Consider the following 15,873-nt stretch of genomic DNA (forward strand, 5'->3'; position numbering starts at 1 on the left):
GCGCGCGCCGGCCGACGGCCGCGCGCCGCGTTACGGCTTCTCGGCGCTCCCGCCTTCGCGAACCTTGCCCTGCGCGACACTCGTGCCGGGCGGCACGCTGTGCGTGAGCCACACGTTGCCGCCGATCACCGAGCCGCGCCCGATCGTCACGCGACCGAGAATCGTCGCGCCCGCGTAGATCACCACGTCGTCCTCGACGATCGGGTGCCGCGCATTGCCCTTGACCAATGCCCCTTCGCCATCGGCCGGGAAGCTCTTCGCGCCCAGCGTGACGGCCTGGTACACGCGCACGCGCTCGCCGATGATCGCCGTCTCGCCGATCACGACGCCCGTACCGTGGTCGATGAAGAAACTCGGGCCGATCTGCGCGCCCGGATGGATGTCGATGCCGGTGGCCGAGTGGGCGATTTCATTGATGAACCGCGCCAGCAGCGGCACACCAAGCTGGTGCAGCGCGTGCGCGAGCCGGTGATGCATCATCGCCAGCACGCCGGGGTAGCACAGCAGGATCTCGGTGATGTGCTGCGCGGCAGGATCGCCTGCATACGCGGCCTGGATATCGCTGACGAGCAGCGCGCGGACCGCCGGCAACTGCCGGCCGAATTCACGCGCGATCTCGAACGCGCGTTCGTCGAGCTCGGCAAACGGCGTATCGGCATGCTCGGGCAGGAACGGCAGCGCACGGCGGATCTGTTCGGACAGAATGCGCAGCGTGCTTTCGAGCGTGTGACCGACGTAGAAGTCGACGCTTTCGTCGGTCAGATCCGGTGCGCCGTAGTGCGTCGGAAACATCGACGCGCGCAGGCCGGTCACAATCTTGCAGATCGCATCGCGCGACGGCAGTTCGCGGATGCCGCGCGGATGGCGCGTGCGATGGAGTTCCTCGCGCGACTCGCGCAAGCCGGCCACGATTTCTTCAAGGCCCCACTGACGGGCGGGTGATGTCGACATATGCCAATGCAGGCGGCCGCGCTCGGTCGCACGGCCGCTAATAAAGTGACGGGTTCCGCAAGATTACCGCGTTTTTTGTCCGGGAGCGGCACGCCGGCAATCGGCCGGACGGCCGATTGCGCCGAATCGCGGCGGCGTCAGATCGTGACGCTGCTCGCGTCGATCCAACGCACGGCCCAATCGCGCGCGTGCGCGATTGCGTCGCCTTCGTCGTTGAACTGGAGCTCGATCGGAAAAAAGCGGTTCGCAACGAGTTCCCCGTCGCTCGATCGGGAGATCACGACGTAGGGTTTGAACGAACCGTCGCTGGCGCGCGCGGGCGCGCAATTCAACAGATAACCGCGGTGCGTGAAGGCAGTAGTCGCTTGCATGAATCCGCCACCTCTAGTCCCTTGCCTTGTTGTTCACTACCCGTCTTAAGGGTGCTGCGGCGCCCCGGCGCGGGCAGAGGCGGCGCGGCCGAATCCCCTGTCGCCGCTTCGCAGGAAAAGAATCATACTCTGTAGAAAACGCGTCTTCTAGCTGAAATAAATCACGACAAATCAGTGCGCGTCGCGCGACCGCGGCGATCGCCCGCGCGCCTTTTCCCGTCACGCCCGGAACGGGATTTGCTTCGATCCGGAACGCTTCGCCGCGAGGAGAGCCGCGATGGAATCATCCGGTCAAACCGAACGTTCGCATCCCCGCAGCATCGAGCTCGACAACGACGACACGCACGACAGCACGGTCGACACCGACGGCAAGAACCGCGAGGCGGCGCGCCTCGCCGGCGGCGGGCCGATTTCGCCCGACCAGATCACGCGCAGCAACGCGTCGCTCGTCAATGCGATGCCGGAAGCTGGCGACGGCTTCGCCGGTTTCGACAGCCGCCCCGGCGGCAATCATCCGGCGTTCGCGCTGCGTGCCGGCTATATGGTGATCGAGAAAGGCTTCGACGCGCCGCCGCCCATGAGCGACGCGCTGTTCGGCCCCGTCCACCGGATGTACGGCAGCGCGTACTGGCCCGGCCACCAGCGGCGGCCGGAGCGCGTTTTCGAGCTGACGGCCGTGCCGAGATAGCCGGCGCGGCGTTTGAATCGATCGTTCGTTTGCGAACCGGTATCGGCCGACAGCCGATGGCTGGGGATCGACGTACGCCATTGCTGCGCGCCGACCACGTGCCAGTCACTGCGCGATGCAAAAGCGAACGATTCCGCGCGGCGATACTGGCGGTGGGCGGTGTCATGCATGCCGTGAATCGCATCGACGCACTTGCATTGATCGAGGTCATGTCGAATCGCCACGATTGCGATTGAATGGCGATGCGGGCTGGGCCTCCGCGTGACCGTCGTGTCGCGTCGTGTCGATGCGATCGGCGTGCGCGGCGATGCGTATGCGTGTGCGTTTGCCACACGCGACATCGATGCGCACGCAGGCCATCCCGCCGACGATGCAGACGACAGCGCCCCCTACGACACACGACGCGCGGCGCATCATGCGCCACGTGCATGTCAGTACGCCGCAGAAACGGAAGCGGCGCTGTCGCACGGCACGATCGGCGCCGCACTGCAAAGTCCCGGCCATTGGTTTACTCTGCCTCGCAGCATTGCGCATTGCCCAGCCCGATCGGCCATTCGGCCGACTTCGTTTCAACCCGCCACTCGGAGACACTATGTACAAGCGTATTCTGGTTGCCGTCGACGGCAGCGACACGTCCCGCCACGCGTTCGATGCCGCGTTGGCGCTCGCGAAATCGCACGGCGCCGAGCTGCAACCGTTCTACGTCGTCGAGAACGCCGCGATCTACTACAACGTACCCGGCTACGATCCGTCCGTGCTGCGCGACCAGCTCGTCGAGCAGGGCAACGCACTCGCGAAGGATTTCACTGCGCTGATGCAGGCAGCGGGCGTGACGGGCGAGACGAAGCTGAGCGAAGCGACGTCACTCAACGATGTGTCGTCGCTGATCCTCGACGGCGCAAAAGCGTTCGATGCCGATCTGCTCGTGCTCGGCACGCACGGCCGCCGCGGGTTCCGCCGTCTCGTGCTCGGCAGCATCGCCGAGCAATGCGTGCGCCACGCGAGCCTGCCCGTGCTGCTGATTCCGGCGGCCGCCAACGTCGACACACCGGCCGCGTGAGCCGCATCCGGCACGCGCGGCCGGTCGCGACGTTTTGTCACCCGACAGCGGCAAGTTGCGGTGGGACAATGATTCAGTCGATTCAACGCCGGAGTAAACGATCATGCTGACGCCCGTCGCCACACGTCCCGCCGCCACGCCTCATGCCGGCAGCTGGGCTCCTCGCCAGGCCGCGCACTGCTCGTCATGCGCAATGCGGCACCTGTGCATGCCGCAGGGCCTGGCGCCCGAAGCGCTCAGTCGTCTCGAGTCGGTCATCTGCGCGGCGCGCCCCGTCAAGCGCGGGGAAGCGCTGTTCCGCGAAGGCGACGCATTCGACAACCTGTACGCGGTACGCTCCGGTTCGCTGAAAACCGTCGCGACGCGCCACGACGGCCGCGAACAGGTCACCGGGCTGCATCTCGCCGGCGAAGCGCTCGGCCTCGACGGCATCTGCGACGACACGCATCCGCGCACGGCGGTCGCGCTGGAAGACAGCTCCGTCTGCGTGATTCCGTACAGCGCGCTCAAGGCGCTGTGCTCCGAAGCCGGTTCGATGCAGTTGCGCATGCACAAGCTGATGAGCGAACAGATCGTGCGCGAAACGTCGCAAACGATGCTGCTCGGTTCGCTGAATGCCGAAGAACGCGTCGCCGCGTTCCTGCTCGACGTATCGTCACGCTACCTGAAGCGCGGTTACTCGCCGTCGGAATTCAACCTGCGGATGACGCGCGAAGACATCGGCAGCTACCTCGGCATGACGCTCGAAACGGTCAGCCGCACGCTGTCGAAATTCCAGAAGCGCGGCCTGATCGAAATGCAGGGCCGCCACGTCCAGATCGTCGATTTCGACGGTTTGCATCACGTCTGATGTGATGCCTCACGGCGCGCGCCTCGCGCGCGCCGCCTGCGTCACGCGATCGATCAATCGAGAAACAGCGCGGCGCGCGCCTTCAGCGCCGCGCTGAAATCGTCGAGCCAGCCGATCGACAGACGCCAGCTCTGCCAGTAAAGGTCGATGTCGATCGTTCGCCCGCGCGACATGTCGACCAGCTCACCCGCCGCCAGCTGGCGGTCGACCATCCGGTCCGGGCACATCCCCCATCCCAATCCCGTTTCGCATGCACGCAGGTAGCCTGCGACGTGCGGTATCCAGTGCTGCGGCGGATCGAGATCCGCGCGCGTCACGCGCCGGATGAAACGCGCCTGCAGCCCGTCCTTCGGATTGAACATCACGCACGGCGCACGGCGCAGCGCATCGCGCGTGATGCCTGCGCCGAAGTAGCGTTCGTAAAACGCCGGCGAACACACCGCGCGATAGCGGATGCGCCCGAGCCGCTCCGACCGGCACCCCTGGATCGGCTCGGCCTGCGCGGTCACGGCGCCCTGCACGCTGCCGTCGCGAATGCGCGAGGCCGTGTAATCCTGGTCGTCGATCACGAGGTCGAGCAAAGTCTCGCGCTCCGTGCAGAACGGCCCGACCGCGTCGATGAACCAGGTCGCAACGCTGTCGTCGTTGACGGCCACGCGCAACGTCGGCCATGCGCTCGCGATCTGGCCCGGCAGCGCCGGCATCCTGCCACCCAGCTCGGCCTCGAGCAGCTGCACGCGTTCGGTATGCCGGCACAGCAGCGCACCCGACGTCGTCGCGACGCACGGCTGCCCGCGCTTGACGAGCACGCTGCCGACCCGCTCCTCCAGCAGTTTCACGCGCTGCGACACGGCCGACGGCGTGACATTCAGCTCCTTGGCCGCCCGCTCGAACGAACCGTGCCGGATCACGGCCGCGAGGGCATCGAGCAACGCGTAGTCGAGCATTAGATTTCCTTAATCTGCATTAGGTGATTTAGCTTCTCTTATTTTCATGCTGACCGCAGACTAGCGCTACCCGATTCATCCGTCTACTGCTTCCACTGCTGTCACCCACCATGAACTGGCTCGCTTTTTCCCACGGCGCCGCACTCTGCGGATCGCTCATCGTCACCATCGGCGCGCAGAACGCCTTCGTGCTGCGGCAAGGCATCATGCGCTCGCACGTCGGCAAGATCGTGCTGCTGTGCGCGCTGTCCGACATGATCCTGATCGGCGCGGGCGTCGGCGGCGCATCCGCGCTCGTCGAACGCTATCCGACCTTCGTCCACGCGGTGCTGTACGTCGGCCTCGCGTATCTCGCATGGTTCGGCATCAACGCGCTGCGCCGCGCGTTCAAGCCGGGCCACGAAACGCTCGACGTGCGCGGCGACGCAATCGCGCCGCCGCCGCAGAGCGGCCTCGCGATCGTGCTGATGACGCTCGCGTTCACGTGGCTCAACCCGCATGTGTATCTCGACACCTTCCTGCTGATCGGCACGGCCGGCGCACGCGAGCCGGAAGGCGCGCGGCTCGCGTTCGCGATCGGCGCGATGTCGGTCAGCGTCGTGTGGTTCCTCGGGCTCGGCTACGGGGCGCGACTGCTGGCGCCGTGGTTCCGCAAGGCGATGGCGTGGCGCGTGCTGGACGGCGCGATCGGCAGCATGGTGCTGTTTCTCGCCGCCGTGCAGTTGCGCTGACTGGCTCACCAATACACGGGCGGCTGCCTGCCGCCCGTCGTTCCGCCCGTTCCGGCGCAACGCCGGCGCATCCACCTTCCCGCCCACTTCCGCCCACACGCCGTTCCGTGCCCCGTCGCGCCAGCCTCGACAAAAATCGGTTCCCGATCGAACGCAGCCGCGCGAAGCGCTCACGCAACGGACGAGGCGTCCGTCATCTGCGTCAAGCCGTCCGCCATCGCGGCCGCGCGCCGCCTGCACGAATCGCAGCGATCGGCGAGAATGTCCGGCGTCCCGCGACATCGGCGTGACCGCACCCCGTACCCGTCGTCTCGCCGCGCTCGTCCTGGCCCATCCCGCAGTTCAATTCCGTCACCCAGCAGATATCGGAGCAGAACATGGCACTACGCACCCTCGGCACGTCGAACATCCAGGTTTCGCCGCTCGCGTTCGGCGGCAACGTCTTCGGCTGGACCGTCGACGAGAACACGTCGTTTGCGCTGCTCGACGCGCTCGCCGACACCGGCATCAACTTCATCGATACGGCCGACGTCTATTCGGCCTGGGCTCCCGGCAACAGCGGCGGCGAATCGGAAACGATCATCGGCAAGTGGCTCAAGCGTTCCGGCAAGCGTGAGCAGGTCGTGATCTCGACCAAGGTCGGCCTGCTGGCCGCGCGCGCGGGGCTGACCCGGGACAACATCCTGAAAGCCGCCGACGATTCGCTGCGCCGTCTGCAGACCGACTACATCGACCTGTATTTCTCGCACAGCGATCTCGCCGATACGGCCCCGCTCGAAGAGACGCTCGGCGCCTATCAGACGCTGATCGACGCGGGCAAGGTGCGAATCATCGGCGCATCGAACTACAGCGGCGCGCGCCTGCGCGAAGCGGCCGACATCAGCAAGCGCGACGGCCTGCCCGCGTACCAGGTCATCCAGCCCGAATACAACCAGTTCGATCGCGCCGACTACGAACGCGATCTCGAACCGGTCGTGCGCGACCTGAAGCTCGGTGTCGTCAATTACTACGCGCTCGCAAGCGGCTTCCTGTCGGGCAAGTACCGCAGCGAGGCCGACCTGAAGAAGAGCGTGCGCGGCGATCGCGTCGCCGGGTATCTCAATGAACGCGGGCTGCGCATCCTGGCGGCACTCGATGCGGTGGCGGCGAAGCACGGCACGCAGCCGGCCGCGATCGCGCTCGCATGGCAGATCGCGCGGCCGACGATCACCGCGCCGATCGCGAGCGCGACGTCGCTGGCGCAGCTGGCATCGCTCGGCGAGGCGATCCGCGTTCGGCTCGATCAGGATGACATTCGGCAGATCGACGAGGCCAGTGCGGTCTGAGGTCGCCGGTAGCGGGCGGTCGACCGGATCGCGCAGTCTGCGAGGTTCCGCGACCGGCCCGTGTCATGAGCATTCCCGTGTCGCCGCATTCGCGGACGCAGGCGATCCAGAACTGGCGGATGAATACAATGGCGTGCATCCCGGCGAGCGGCCGCGCAACGCGACGCGGCCGGGTCGATACCCGCGATGCCCGAACCAACGCCACGCACAAAGACCGCCCATGCCCCGCCACACCCGTCGCGCCCGCTACGTCTCCCCGTTCGCCGCCATGCTCGCCGTGCTGTGCGCGTGCGCGCCGGCCACGTCTTGCGCAGGCTGGTACGAAGTCGTCAACTACACCGGCACGATCGGCAATGCGCCCGTCCACGTATCGCTGCAGACCTACGACGCCATCAACCGTAACGACGCGGGCCGCTGGCGCGTCGACGGCAGCTACTACTACGACGCGCATCGCAAGCCGATCCCGTTGCGGGGCCGCCGCGAGCCCGATGGCCGCACGACACTGTGCGAAGCATCGCCACCCGCATCGAGTGCCGAATCACCAGTCGTGCCTGCCGCATCGCCATCGCGGCCGAAGCCCTGCCCGATCGCGCTGAACGTCGCCGGTCAAACGGCAACCGGCACCTGGGACGACGGTCGCAAGGCATTCCCGATCATGCTGCACGAAGTCGGGAGACTGAACGACAACGATCAGGATCACCTCCAGCTCGACGGCACCGTCGATATTCCAATGTGGTATCGCACGAAGACGCACATGCTGGTCGGCGTCTATGCGCTGTCGGACCAGTGCGGCATTGCGATGCAGTCGCTGCGGGCCGTGAACATCGCGACGGGCCGCATCGACCGCACGATCCCGCTCGACTGCGACGCGGGCATGGTGATGACGTCGATCTATGCGAACGTCGCCGACGCGCGGCGGGCCGGCTACGTCAGCGTCGAATTCCGCGACGGCAAGATGGGCTACGAGCAGGACGTGTCGCTCGGTCTGCAATCGACTGCATCGAAGTAAGCCGGCACGACCTAACCCGAAATCGCACACGTGTCTTGACTCGCACGGCCGCTTCCTTTGACTCGGCCGGACATCGATCGCGCCTGCCCCCGCAACACCCCGCTGCAAGCGCGTCACAGGCCTGTCCCGGGTCTTTCACCGATTGACCGCGCCATTCGACCTGCCCGAGACTGCGCCGCTCGAGCGGTCATTGGGAGAACGTCATGCCGGACACCAGCACGGAGATCGCCACGATCTCGACGCGCGCCGTACGCGGCCACGAACGCGTCGACTTCTGGGTCGACCATGTCGCTCGCACGCTCGTGCGGATCGAATGCAGCGGCAAGTCGTCCGAAGGCATCGATGCGTCGCTGCGCAGGCGCGATCTCGGGCTGTTCGGCGCCTGCGACATCGTCGCGAACCGGCACGCGGTCGTGCGCACCCCGCACAACATCCATGCGGACCCGCGCGACGCCGTGTTCATCTGCCTGATGCACGCAGGGCAAGGCTATACGTTCCAGGACGTCGACTGCATGCAGCACGGGCCCGGCGACCTCGTCCTCTACGACACGTCGATGCCATACGGTCACGGCTTTCCCGCCGACATGGCGATGACCGTGCTCGACGTGCCGCGCGACGTGTTCGAGGCGCGCGTCGGCCCGTGGCGCTACCGCAGCCTCGTCAAGATCGACCGTGACGACGGCATCGCGTCGTGGGCCGTGCGGCAGGTCTATGCGCTGCTCGCCGCACCGCAGGAACCCACGCCCGACGCACGCGAACGGCGCGCCGCCGCGATCCTCGATCTCGTGCAGTCGATGCTGCGGCTGCGCGACGGCGACGCGTCGCCGACCAAGTCGACCGTCCACACGCTGTCGCGCGCAAAGGCGTTCATCGACAGCCATCTCGCCGACGACGATCTCGACAGCCGGTCGGTGAGCCGCGCGATCCACCTGTCGCCGCGCCAGCTCGCGCGCATCTTCGAAATCGAAGGGATGCCGCTCACGCGTTACATCCTGGCGCGGCGGCTCGAACGCTGTCGCGCCGACCTGCGCGACCGGTCGCTGAAGCACCTGACGGTCAGCGAGATCGCGTTTCGCTGGGGCTTCAACAACAGCGCGCACTTCAGCCGCAGCTATCGCGCGCGCTTCGGCGAGACGCCGAGCGATACCCGCGCACCGGCGCCGGCCGACGCGCGCTAGTCAGTCCGCCGCCCACCACTCACCACCCGCCGCCGTGTCCCTGCGAGGCAAGCACGGCGTCCGTCCCGGTCAAATGGGGCCGCATAGCGGTCGCTAAGCTGGCTTCCTGCGCGGCGGCACTCGTTTCGCCGCCCGACAGCAAGGAGAAGATGCGGGATGGAGACGTACGACCATATCGTCGTCGGCGGCGGTTCGGCCGGCTGCACGGTTGCGCACCGGCTGGTGAAGGCAGGCAGGCGCGTGCTGCTGCTCGAGGACGGCCCGAAAGACGACAGCCTGTTCATCCGGATTCCGGCGACGTTCATCCGCGTGCTCGGCACGCGGCGCACGGTCACGTTCGAAAGCGAGCCGCAAGCCGGTGCGGCGGGACGCAGGACCTACGTGCCGCAGGGCCGCACGCTCGGCGGCGGCAGTTCGGTCAACGCGATGCTGTACGTGCGCGGCACGCGCGACGACTACGACGACTGGGCCGCGCTCGGCTGCACGGGCTGGGGCTGGGACGACGTGCTGCCGGTGTTCAAGCGCGCCGAATCGCACCTGCGGCTCTCCGAACCGTTTCACGGCACCGACGGGCCGCTGAGGGTCGGCGACACGCGCTTCCGGCACCCGCTGAGCCTCGCGTTCGTGAAGGCCGCGCAGGAAACGGGCATCGCGTACAACGACGATTTCAACGGCGCCGCGCAACAGGGCGTCGGCTTCTACCACACGACGATCTTCGACGGGCAGCGCGGCAGTACCGCGGCCACCTATCTCGCCGACGCGATCGGCCACCCGAACCTGCGCGTGCTGACCGGGTGCCGCGTCACGCGCATCCGGTTCGACGGCCGGCGGGCGACCGGCGTCGACTGGCGGACGGAAAACGGCGCGACGGGTTCGGCCGCCGCGCACGCCGACGTCGTGCTCGCGGCCGGCGCGCTGAGCACGCCGAAGCTGCTGATGCTGTCGGGCATCGGGCCCGGCGCGCACCTGCACGCGCACGGCATCGACGTGCTGCACGACAGCCGCGACGTCGGCGCGAACTACCAGGATCACCTCGAAGTCTCGATCTACGGCCGCAGCCACGCGCCGGTCAGCCTGCTGGGCGAGGATCGCGGGCTGAAGGCATTGCGGCACGGGCTGCAGTGGATGCTGTGCCGCACGGGCCTGCTGACGTCGAACGTCGTCGAATCCGGCGCGTTCGTCGATACCACCGGCAGCGGCCGCCCGGACATCCAGTTTCACGTGCTGCCGACGCTCGTCGGCGACGTCGACCGCGAGCCGCTGCCCGGCCACGGCCTGTCGATCAACCCGTGCCTGCTCCGGCCGCGCTCGCGCGGCTCCGTTCGATTGCGCGGCAACGATCCGGCCGCGCCGATCCTGTTCGACAGCGGCGCGCTGTCCGATCCTGCCGATGTCGACGGCCTCGTGCGCGGCGTCGCGCTCGCGCGGCAGATCATCCGCGCGCCGTCGCTCGCACGCATCGTGCGCGAAGCCGAGACGCTGACCGACACGGCACTCGCCGACTACGTGCGGCGCCGCGCGAAAACCGTCTATCACCCGGCCGGCACCTGTCGCATGGGCCACGACGAGCATGCGGTCGTCACGCCGCGCCTCGCGGTGCAGGGCGTCGACGGTTTGCGGATCTGCGATGCGTCGGTGATGCCGCGCATCGTGTCCGGCAACACGAACGCGCCGACGATCATGATCGCGGAGCGCTGCGCGGCGTTCATGCTGGCGGAGTGACGAAACGCGGCGCGGCACGCGTGCGCTGCCGTTCACTACACTGAACGGAAGAACGGCGCGTGAGACACGCGCCGCCACCTCCACTACCGGAATCAGCGCCCGGTCACACGCGCCGCCTCGCGCAGCGCCATCGGCGACGCACCGTAGCGCTCGCGAATCGCACGACTGAAGTGCGCCTGGCTCGAGAAGCCCCAGCGGAACGCGATTTCGCCGACGCTCGTCTTGCGCAGCCGCGCATCGGTCAGCTCGCGATGCGCATGCGACAACCGCTCCGACCAGATGTGCTGCGTGATCGACTCGCCTTCGGCCGCAAAGATCCGGCTCAGATGCCGCAGCGACAGCCCGACCGCGTCGGCGACGGCTTGCGGCCCGAGTTCCGGGTCGCCGAGATGCGTCGCGACGTACTGCTTCGCGGTCAGCAGATACGACAGCGACGCACGCGACGCGCCCGCACCGTTCACCTCCGCATCGATGAGTTCCGCGATCAGCGTGCGCGTGTGCTCGGCAAAGCGTGCGGCGTCACGCTCGACCGGATCCTTCATGAAGCGCTCGACGCTCGCGCGCAACGTCGCGCCGAGCATCGCGCCCGCGCCGGGTTTCGGCGCGATCCGCAGCGGCAGCGCCGCCAATTCCGCATCGAGCCGGTCGTCGAAGGTCGCAATCGGGATATCGATCAGCAGCTGCCGCATCGGCGTCAGGAATCCGAACAGATAAGGCACGCGCGTGTCGTAGACGACGACATCGCCGGCGTCCGCGAGCAGGCAGCGGTCGCGCTGGATGAAATACGCGCGCCCGCTCAGGATCTGGCACGCAAACAGCGACTCCTTCGGCAACTGGCGCACCAGCGCGGGGCTGCGCTCGATCACGTGATCCTGGCCGCGGATGTCCGCGATGCCGAGGTCCGGCAGCGCGATGTCGGTCTTCTCGACCTCGAGCCCGGCCGGCGACAGCGACGAACAACGCAGCCCGACCAGCGTCGCCGCATTGAACGCGTCCCAGTACGCCATCCTGTCGCGCGCCGGCACGTCGGCCGTCGAGCCTCGCGTGCGGGAAAAAACGGTCGAATTCGTCACGTCGCCTCCTGCTGGCGCCTGTCGTGCGGCGCAGCACGAATTGGGGGATGGTTCGTCTGGATTCAGGTGCGATGCCATGTCCGGCGCGGTCAAGCAATTCGTCCAGCCCAGTCAAGAGCGGCGCGCACCGGCTGGCTAAAGTCGAGCCCACGACAACTCATACACCAGGAGACACACCGTGGTCGACAAAGCCGTAGCCGAATTCTGGCAAAACATTGCGCCGATTGCCAATCCGTTCAAGCCCGATGCGCTGCCCGAAGCGTACATCGCGGACGCGGCCACCGACGACGAGCGCTATTACGTTCCGTTCACCGAAACGGTTTCGTCGCGGCCGCTGTGGATCTCGCCGTCGCAGAACAAATGGTGCGACATCCTGATGGCCAGGGAAGCCGGGCTCGTGAACCGGCACTATCACCCGCACGAGGTGTTCGCTTACACGCTGTCGGGCAAGTGGGGTTATCTGGAACACGAATGGACCGCGACGCGCGGCGATTTCGTGTACGAGACGCCGGGCGAAGGCCACACGCTCGTCGCATTCGACCACCCGGAGCCGATGCGCGCGTTCTTCATCGTCAAGGGCCCGCTGATCTGGCTCGACGAAGCAGGCAACCCCGACGGCTACTTCGACGTGCATTCGTACATCGCGATGTGCAAGGCGCACTACGAGAAGGTCGGCCTCGGCGCGCAAGCGATCGAGAAGCTGTTCCGCTGACGCGCGGCGAGGCTCACCATGACATCCGCTTCCTCCTCCAGATCCGCCTGGACGTACGAGAACAGGCTGCTGCTGATCCTGTTCATGACGTTCGGCTTCGTGTTCTTCGACCGCCTCGCGCTGTCGTTCCTGTTCCCGTTCATGTCGGCCGAGCTGCACCTGACGAACACGCAGCTCGGCATGGTGTCGTCCGCGCTCGCGCTCACGTGGGCATTGTCCGGTGCCGCGACGGGCGCGTGGTCCGATGCGCGCGGCACGCGCAAGCCGCTGCTGATCGCGGCCGTGCTCGGCTTTTCCGTGTGTTCCGCGCTGTCGGGGCTCGTCGGCGGCTTCGCGAGCCTGATCGCGTTCCGCGCGCTGATGGGCATCGCCGAAGGCCCCGTGCTGCCGCTGTCGCAATCGCTGATGGTCGAGAGCTCGACGCCGAGCCGCCGCGGGCTGAACATGGGCCTGCTGCAAGGCTCCGCCGCCGGCCTGCTCGGCGCGATGATCGGCCCGCCGGTGGTCATCGGCATCGCGACCGCGTACGGCTGGCGCGAAGCGTTCTACGTGTCGTGCGTGCCGGGCTTCCTGATCGCGTTCTGCATCTGGCGCTGGGTGCGCGAAACGCCGCCCGGCGGCGTGCGGCACGCGCAGGCCGATACCGCCGGCGCGCCGGCCGCGAGCGGCGCGGCAGTCAGCCGCTGGGCGTTGCTGAAGGAACGCAACATCCTGCTCTGCATGCTGATCAGCTGCTGCTTCCTCACGTGGTTCATCGTGATCATCTCGTTCGCGCCGGTGTTCCTCGTGGAAAGCCGCCACCTGCCGCCGTCCGACATGGGCGTCGTCATGACCTGCCTCGGCGCCGCATGGGTGTTCTGGGGCTTCGCGGTGCCGGCGATCTCCGACCGGATCGGCCGCAAGCCGACGATGATCGCGTTCGCGCTGATCGCGGCCGCGTGCCCGATCGTGATGATCCATGCCGGCTCGCTCCGGGCGCTCGGCGCGCTCGTGTTCGCCACGTACACGGGCCTCGGCTGCTTCACGCTGTTCATGGCGACGATCCCGGCCGAAACGGTGCCGCCGCGCGCGATCGCCAGCGCGCTCGGCCTGATCATGGGCGCGGGCGAGCTGATCGGCGGCTTCGTTGCACCGACCGTCGCCGGCTTCGCGGCCGACAAGTACGGCCTGCAGTTCGCGATGTGGACGTCGGCCGCCGGCGCGATCCTCGCGTGCGTGCTGTCGTTCGGCCTCGTCGAAACCGCGCCCGCCGTGCTGCGCAAGCGCGCGCTTGCCGGCGCCGCCGCGAGCCGTCTCGATACGCAAAACCTCGGAGGACGCTGACATGCGGGCACTTCAATGGCATGGCCCGCGCGACGTCCGTCTCGTGGAAATCGACCCGCCGCGCGTCGGCGCCGGCGACGTACGCATCGCGGTCGCGTATTGCGGGATCTGCGGCAGCGACCTGCACGAATATGCGGACGGCCCGCACGCGATCCCGGTTGACACGCCGCATCCGCTGTCGCGCCGCACCGCGCCGCTGACGCTCGGCCATGAGTTCTGCGGCACCGTCGTCGAAGTCGGCGACGGCGTGACGGCGCTGCGCGCGGGCGATCGCGTCGCGGTCGAGCCCGAGTATCGCTGCAGCCAGTGCGCGTATTGCCGCTCGGGGTCGTACAACCTGTGCGTGTCGATGGGTTTCGCCGGACTGATGGGCGACGGCGGCATGGCCGACTTCGCGGTCGTGCCGGCCTACATGCTGCATCGGCTGCCCGACGGCGTGAGCCTCGAGCAGGCCGCGGTGATGGAGCCGGCCGCCGTTGCGCTGCACGCGCTGCGGCGCGCCGAACTGCGGCTCGGCGAGACCTGCGCGGTGTTCGGGCTCGGGCCGATCGGCCTGCTGCTGATCATGCTCGCGAAGCTGCAGGGCGCAACGACGATCGTCGCCGTCGACGTGTCGCCCGAACGGCTCGCGGCGGCCACGCGCTTCGGCGCGACGCATACGTTCGACGCGCGCGCACTCGGTGCGCCCGCGCTGCAGGACGCGATCCGCTCGGCCGCGGGCGGGCTCGGCGTCGACGCCAGTTTCGAAGCGGCCGGGCTGCCCGTCACGTTCGAATCGGCCATGCAGGCGCTGCGCAAGGGCGGCCGCGTCGTGATGGTCGGCCTGATGCCGCATGCCGGCTTCGACGCCTTCCGCGCGGTCAACGACGAGCTGACCTTCACGGCGAGCGTCGGCTACCGGCATGCGTACGAAGACCTGCTGCGCATCGTCGCGTCGGGCGCGCTCGATCTCACGTCGATCGTCACGCGCACGGTGTCGCTCGAAGATGCCGTCGCCGACGGCTTCGACGCCCTGCTCGCCGACCGCGCGCAGATCAAGATCCTCGTTTCACCCGCGCAACGGCCGGCCCGTCGCGCACACACCATCGGGAGCGTCGAGCATGAATCGTCAGTGGGCGTTTGAAGGCCAGTCCGTCGTCGTGACGGGCGGCACGTCGGGCATCGGTGCGCGCACGGCGATGCGGTTCGCGCAAGCCGGCGCGTCGGTCGTCGCGCTCGGGCTCGACGCGGCCGGCCCGCATGCGCCCGTGCATGCGGGCATCCGGTGCGTGGAACTCGACGTGACCGACAGCGATGCACTGACGCGCACGATCGCGGCCCTGCCGCGGCTCGACGTGCTCGTCAACGGCGTCGGCATCAGCCGACACGCGGACGAATACCGGATGGACCAGTTCGAGCTCGTGCTGAACGTGAACCTGACCTCGGTGATGCGGGCATCCGACGCCGCGCGGCCGGCACTCTCGGCGCACGGCGGCAGCATCGTCAATGTCGCGTCGATGTACACGTACTTCGGCAGCAAGGACCGCCCCGCGTACAGCGCGAGCAAGGGCGGCATCGCACAGCTCACGCGTTCGCTCGCGCAGGCGTGGGCCGATCGCGGCATTCGCGTGAACGCGGTCGCGCCCGGCTGGATCGACACGCCGCTCAGCAGCGGCCTGATGGCCGACACGCAGGCGTCGCGGCGCATCCTCGAACGCACGCCGCTCGGGCGCTGGGGCACCGCCGACGAAGTCGCGGACGTGATCCTGTTCCTGTGCTCGCCCGGCGCATCGTTCGTAACCGGCGCGGTCATGCCGGTCGATGGCGGGTATTCGACGGTCTAGCGCGCTGCCCGACGGGTATCGGCGGCCATCGGCACGCGCGCGATTTCTGCCGATTCCCGTCACGCACCTGTTCCCTCAGGTAGTCACTGAATCGGGAATCACCCGATTCT

General features: G+C 67.9%; 16 protein-coding genes. 12 read left to right on the top strand and 4 right to left on the bottom strand.

Going from position 1 to position 15,873, the window contains the following annotated elements:
- Nucleotides 1-30 precede the first annotated feature (30 nt).
- Complete coding sequence (gene epsC, locus LGN17_RS28435; protein ID WP_226200282.1) at nt 31-951, bottom strand: serine O-acetyltransferase EpsC; 921 nt, start codon at nt 949-951, stop codon at nt 31-33.
- Nucleotides 952-1,088: 137 nt separating this feature from the next.
- The gene (locus LGN17_RS28440) at nt 1,089-1,322 is read right to left on the bottom strand and encodes a hypothetical protein (RefSeq protein ID WP_175965316.1); all 234 of its coding nucleotides are present in this window, start codon (nt 1,320-1,322) and stop codon (nt 1,089-1,091) included.
- A 277-nt stretch (nt 1,323-1,599) separates the two neighbouring features.
- Here LGN17_RS28440 and LGN17_RS28445 point away from each other — a divergent pair, with 277 nt between their 5' ends.
- From LGN17_RS28445 to fnr, 3 genes are all read left to right on the top strand, one after another.
- On the top strand, nt 1,600-2,010 hold the full coding sequence (locus LGN17_RS28445; RefSeq protein ID WP_175965315.1) for a DUF3005 domain-containing protein: 411 nt from the start codon (nt 1,600-1,602) through the stop codon (nt 2,008-2,010).
- A gap of 592 nt (nt 2,011-2,602) precedes the next feature.
- Complete coding sequence (locus LGN17_RS28450) at nt 2,603-3,070, top strand: universal stress protein (protein WP_226200284.1); 468 nt, start codon at nt 2,603-2,605, stop codon at nt 3,068-3,070.
- A 103-nt stretch (nt 3,071-3,173) separates the two neighbouring features.
- A complete protein-coding gene (gene fnr / locus LGN17_RS28455; RefSeq protein ID WP_175956992.1) occupies nt 3,174-3,920 on the top strand; it encodes a fumarate/nitrate reduction transcriptional regulator Fnr in 747 nt (248 codons plus the stop codon).
- 53 nt (nt 3,921-3,973) lie between these two features.
- Here the strand turns inward: fnr and LGN17_RS28460 are convergent, their stop codons facing one another.
- Nucleotides 3,974-4,867, bottom strand: a complete 894-nt coding sequence (locus LGN17_RS28460) for a LysR family transcriptional regulator ArgP (protein WP_039344521.1) — start codon at nt 4,865-4,867, stop codon at nt 3,974-3,976.
- A 110-nt stretch (nt 4,868-4,977) separates the two neighbouring features.
- Here LGN17_RS28460 and LGN17_RS28465 point away from each other — a divergent pair, with 110 nt between their 5' ends.
- From LGN17_RS28465 to LGN17_RS28485, 5 genes are all read left to right on the top strand, one after another.
- Complete coding sequence (locus LGN17_RS28465; RefSeq protein ID WP_175956997.1) at nt 4,978-5,598, top strand: LysE/ArgO family amino acid transporter; 621 nt, start codon at nt 4,978-4,980, stop codon at nt 5,596-5,598.
- A 377-nt stretch (nt 5,599-5,975) separates the two neighbouring features.
- A complete protein-coding gene (locus LGN17_RS28470; RefSeq protein WP_226200286.1) occupies nt 5,976-6,923 on the top strand; it encodes an aldo/keto reductase in 948 nt (315 codons plus the stop codon).
- Nucleotides 6,924-7,143: 220 nt separating this feature from the next.
- Nucleotides 7,144-7,932 (top strand): hypothetical protein, encoded by a 789-nt coding sequence (locus LGN17_RS28475; RefSeq protein WP_226200288.1) that lies wholly within the window; start codon nt 7,144-7,146, stop codon nt 7,930-7,932.
- Nucleotides 7,933-8,135: 203 nt separating this feature from the next.
- Nucleotides 8,136-9,110, top strand: a complete 975-nt coding sequence (locus LGN17_RS28480; protein ID WP_226200290.1) for a helix-turn-helix domain-containing protein — start codon at nt 8,136-8,138, stop codon at nt 9,108-9,110.
- Nucleotides 9,111-9,266: 156 nt separating this feature from the next.
- Nucleotides 9,267-10,832, top strand: coding sequence for a GMC family oxidoreductase (locus LGN17_RS28485; RefSeq protein WP_226200292.1), 1,566 nt, complete (start codon nt 9,267-9,269; stop codon nt 10,830-10,832).
- Between the two features lie 92 nt (nt 10,833-10,924).
- Here LGN17_RS28485 and LGN17_RS28490 read toward each other — a convergent pair whose 3' ends face one another.
- Entirely contained in the window at nt 10,925-11,905 is a 981-nt protein-coding gene (locus LGN17_RS28490; protein ID WP_226200294.1) for a helix-turn-helix domain-containing protein, read from the bottom strand.
- Between the two features lie 178 nt (nt 11,906-12,083).
- Here LGN17_RS28490 and LGN17_RS28495 point away from each other — a divergent pair, with 178 nt between their 5' ends.
- Genes LGN17_RS28495 through LGN17_RS28510 form a run of 4 tightly spaced genes read left to right on the top strand, consistent with a single transcriptional unit; the run spans nt 12,084 to nt 15,763 of the window.
- Nucleotides 12,084-12,617: a 2,4'-dihydroxyacetophenone dioxygenase family protein gene (locus tag LGN17_RS28495; RefSeq protein WP_226200296.1), complete on the top strand. Its 534-nt coding sequence runs from the start codon at nt 12,084-12,086 to the stop codon at nt 12,615-12,617.
- 18 nt (nt 12,618-12,635) lie between these two features.
- The gene (locus LGN17_RS28500) at nt 12,636-13,940 is read left to right on the top strand and encodes an MFS transporter (RefSeq protein ID WP_226200298.1); all 1,305 of its coding nucleotides are present in this window, start codon (nt 12,636-12,638) and stop codon (nt 13,938-13,940) included.
- A gap of 1 nt (nt 13,941) precedes the next feature.
- On the top strand, nt 13,942-15,063 hold the full coding sequence (locus tag LGN17_RS28505; protein WP_226200300.1) for a 2,3-butanediol dehydrogenase: 1,122 nt from the start codon (nt 13,942-13,944) through the stop codon (nt 15,061-15,063).
- Nucleotides 15,041-15,763, top strand: a complete 723-nt coding sequence (locus tag LGN17_RS28510; RefSeq protein WP_226200302.1) for an SDR family NAD(P)-dependent oxidoreductase — start codon at nt 15,041-15,043, stop codon at nt 15,761-15,763. Before LGN17_RS28505 ends, LGN17_RS28510 begins: the two co-directional genes overlap by 23 nt.
- Nucleotides 15,764-15,873: the final 110 nt, after the last annotated feature.

The sequence above is a fragment of the Burkholderia sp. AU30280 genome (assembly GCF_020420125.1).
Classification (GTDB): domain Bacteria; phylum Pseudomonadota; class Gammaproteobacteria; order Burkholderiales; family Burkholderiaceae; genus Burkholderia.

Coding starts and splice junctions, on each gene's coding strand:
- epsC (WP_226200282.1), bottom strand. CDS start 951: ATGTCGACATCACCCGCCCGTCAGTGGGGCCTTGAAGAAATCGTGGCC.
- LGN17_RS28440 (WP_175965316.1), bottom strand. CDS start 1,322: ATGCAAGCGACTACTGCCTTCACGCACCGCGGTTATCTGTTGAATTGC.
- LGN17_RS28445 (WP_175965315.1), top strand. CDS start 1,600: ATGGAATCATCCGGTCAAACCGAACGTTCGCATCCCCGCAGCATCGAG.
- LGN17_RS28450 (WP_226200284.1), top strand. CDS start 2,603: ATGTACAAGCGTATTCTGGTTGCCGTCGACGGCAGCGACACGTCCCGC.
- fnr (WP_175956992.1), top strand. CDS start 3,174: ATGCTGACGCCCGTCGCCACACGTCCCGCCGCCACGCCTCATGCCGGC.
- LGN17_RS28460 (WP_039344521.1), bottom strand. CDS start 4,867: ATGCTCGACTACGCGTTGCTCGATGCCCTCGCGGCCGTGATCCGGCAC.
- LGN17_RS28465 (WP_175956997.1), top strand. CDS start 4,978: ATGAACTGGCTCGCTTTTTCCCACGGCGCCGCACTCTGCGGATCGCTC.
- LGN17_RS28470 (WP_226200286.1), top strand. CDS start 5,976: ATGGCACTACGCACCCTCGGCACGTCGAACATCCAGGTTTCGCCGCTC.
- LGN17_RS28475 (WP_226200288.1), top strand. CDS start 7,144: ATGCCCCGCCACACCCGTCGCGCCCGCTACGTCTCCCCGTTCGCCGCC.
- LGN17_RS28480 (WP_226200290.1), top strand. CDS start 8,136: ATGCCGGACACCAGCACGGAGATCGCCACGATCTCGACGCGCGCCGTA.
- LGN17_RS28485 (WP_226200292.1), top strand. CDS start 9,267: ATGGAGACGTACGACCATATCGTCGTCGGCGGCGGTTCGGCCGGCTGC.
- LGN17_RS28500 (WP_226200298.1), top strand. CDS start 12,636: ATGACATCCGCTTCCTCCTCCAGATCCGCCTGGACGTACGAGAACAGG.
- LGN17_RS28505 (WP_226200300.1), top strand. CDS start 13,942: ATGCGGGCACTTCAATGGCATGGCCCGCGCGACGTCCGTCTCGTGGAA.
- LGN17_RS28510 (WP_226200302.1), top strand. CDS start 15,041: ATGAATCGTCAGTGGGCGTTTGAAGGCCAGTCCGTCGTCGTGACGGGC.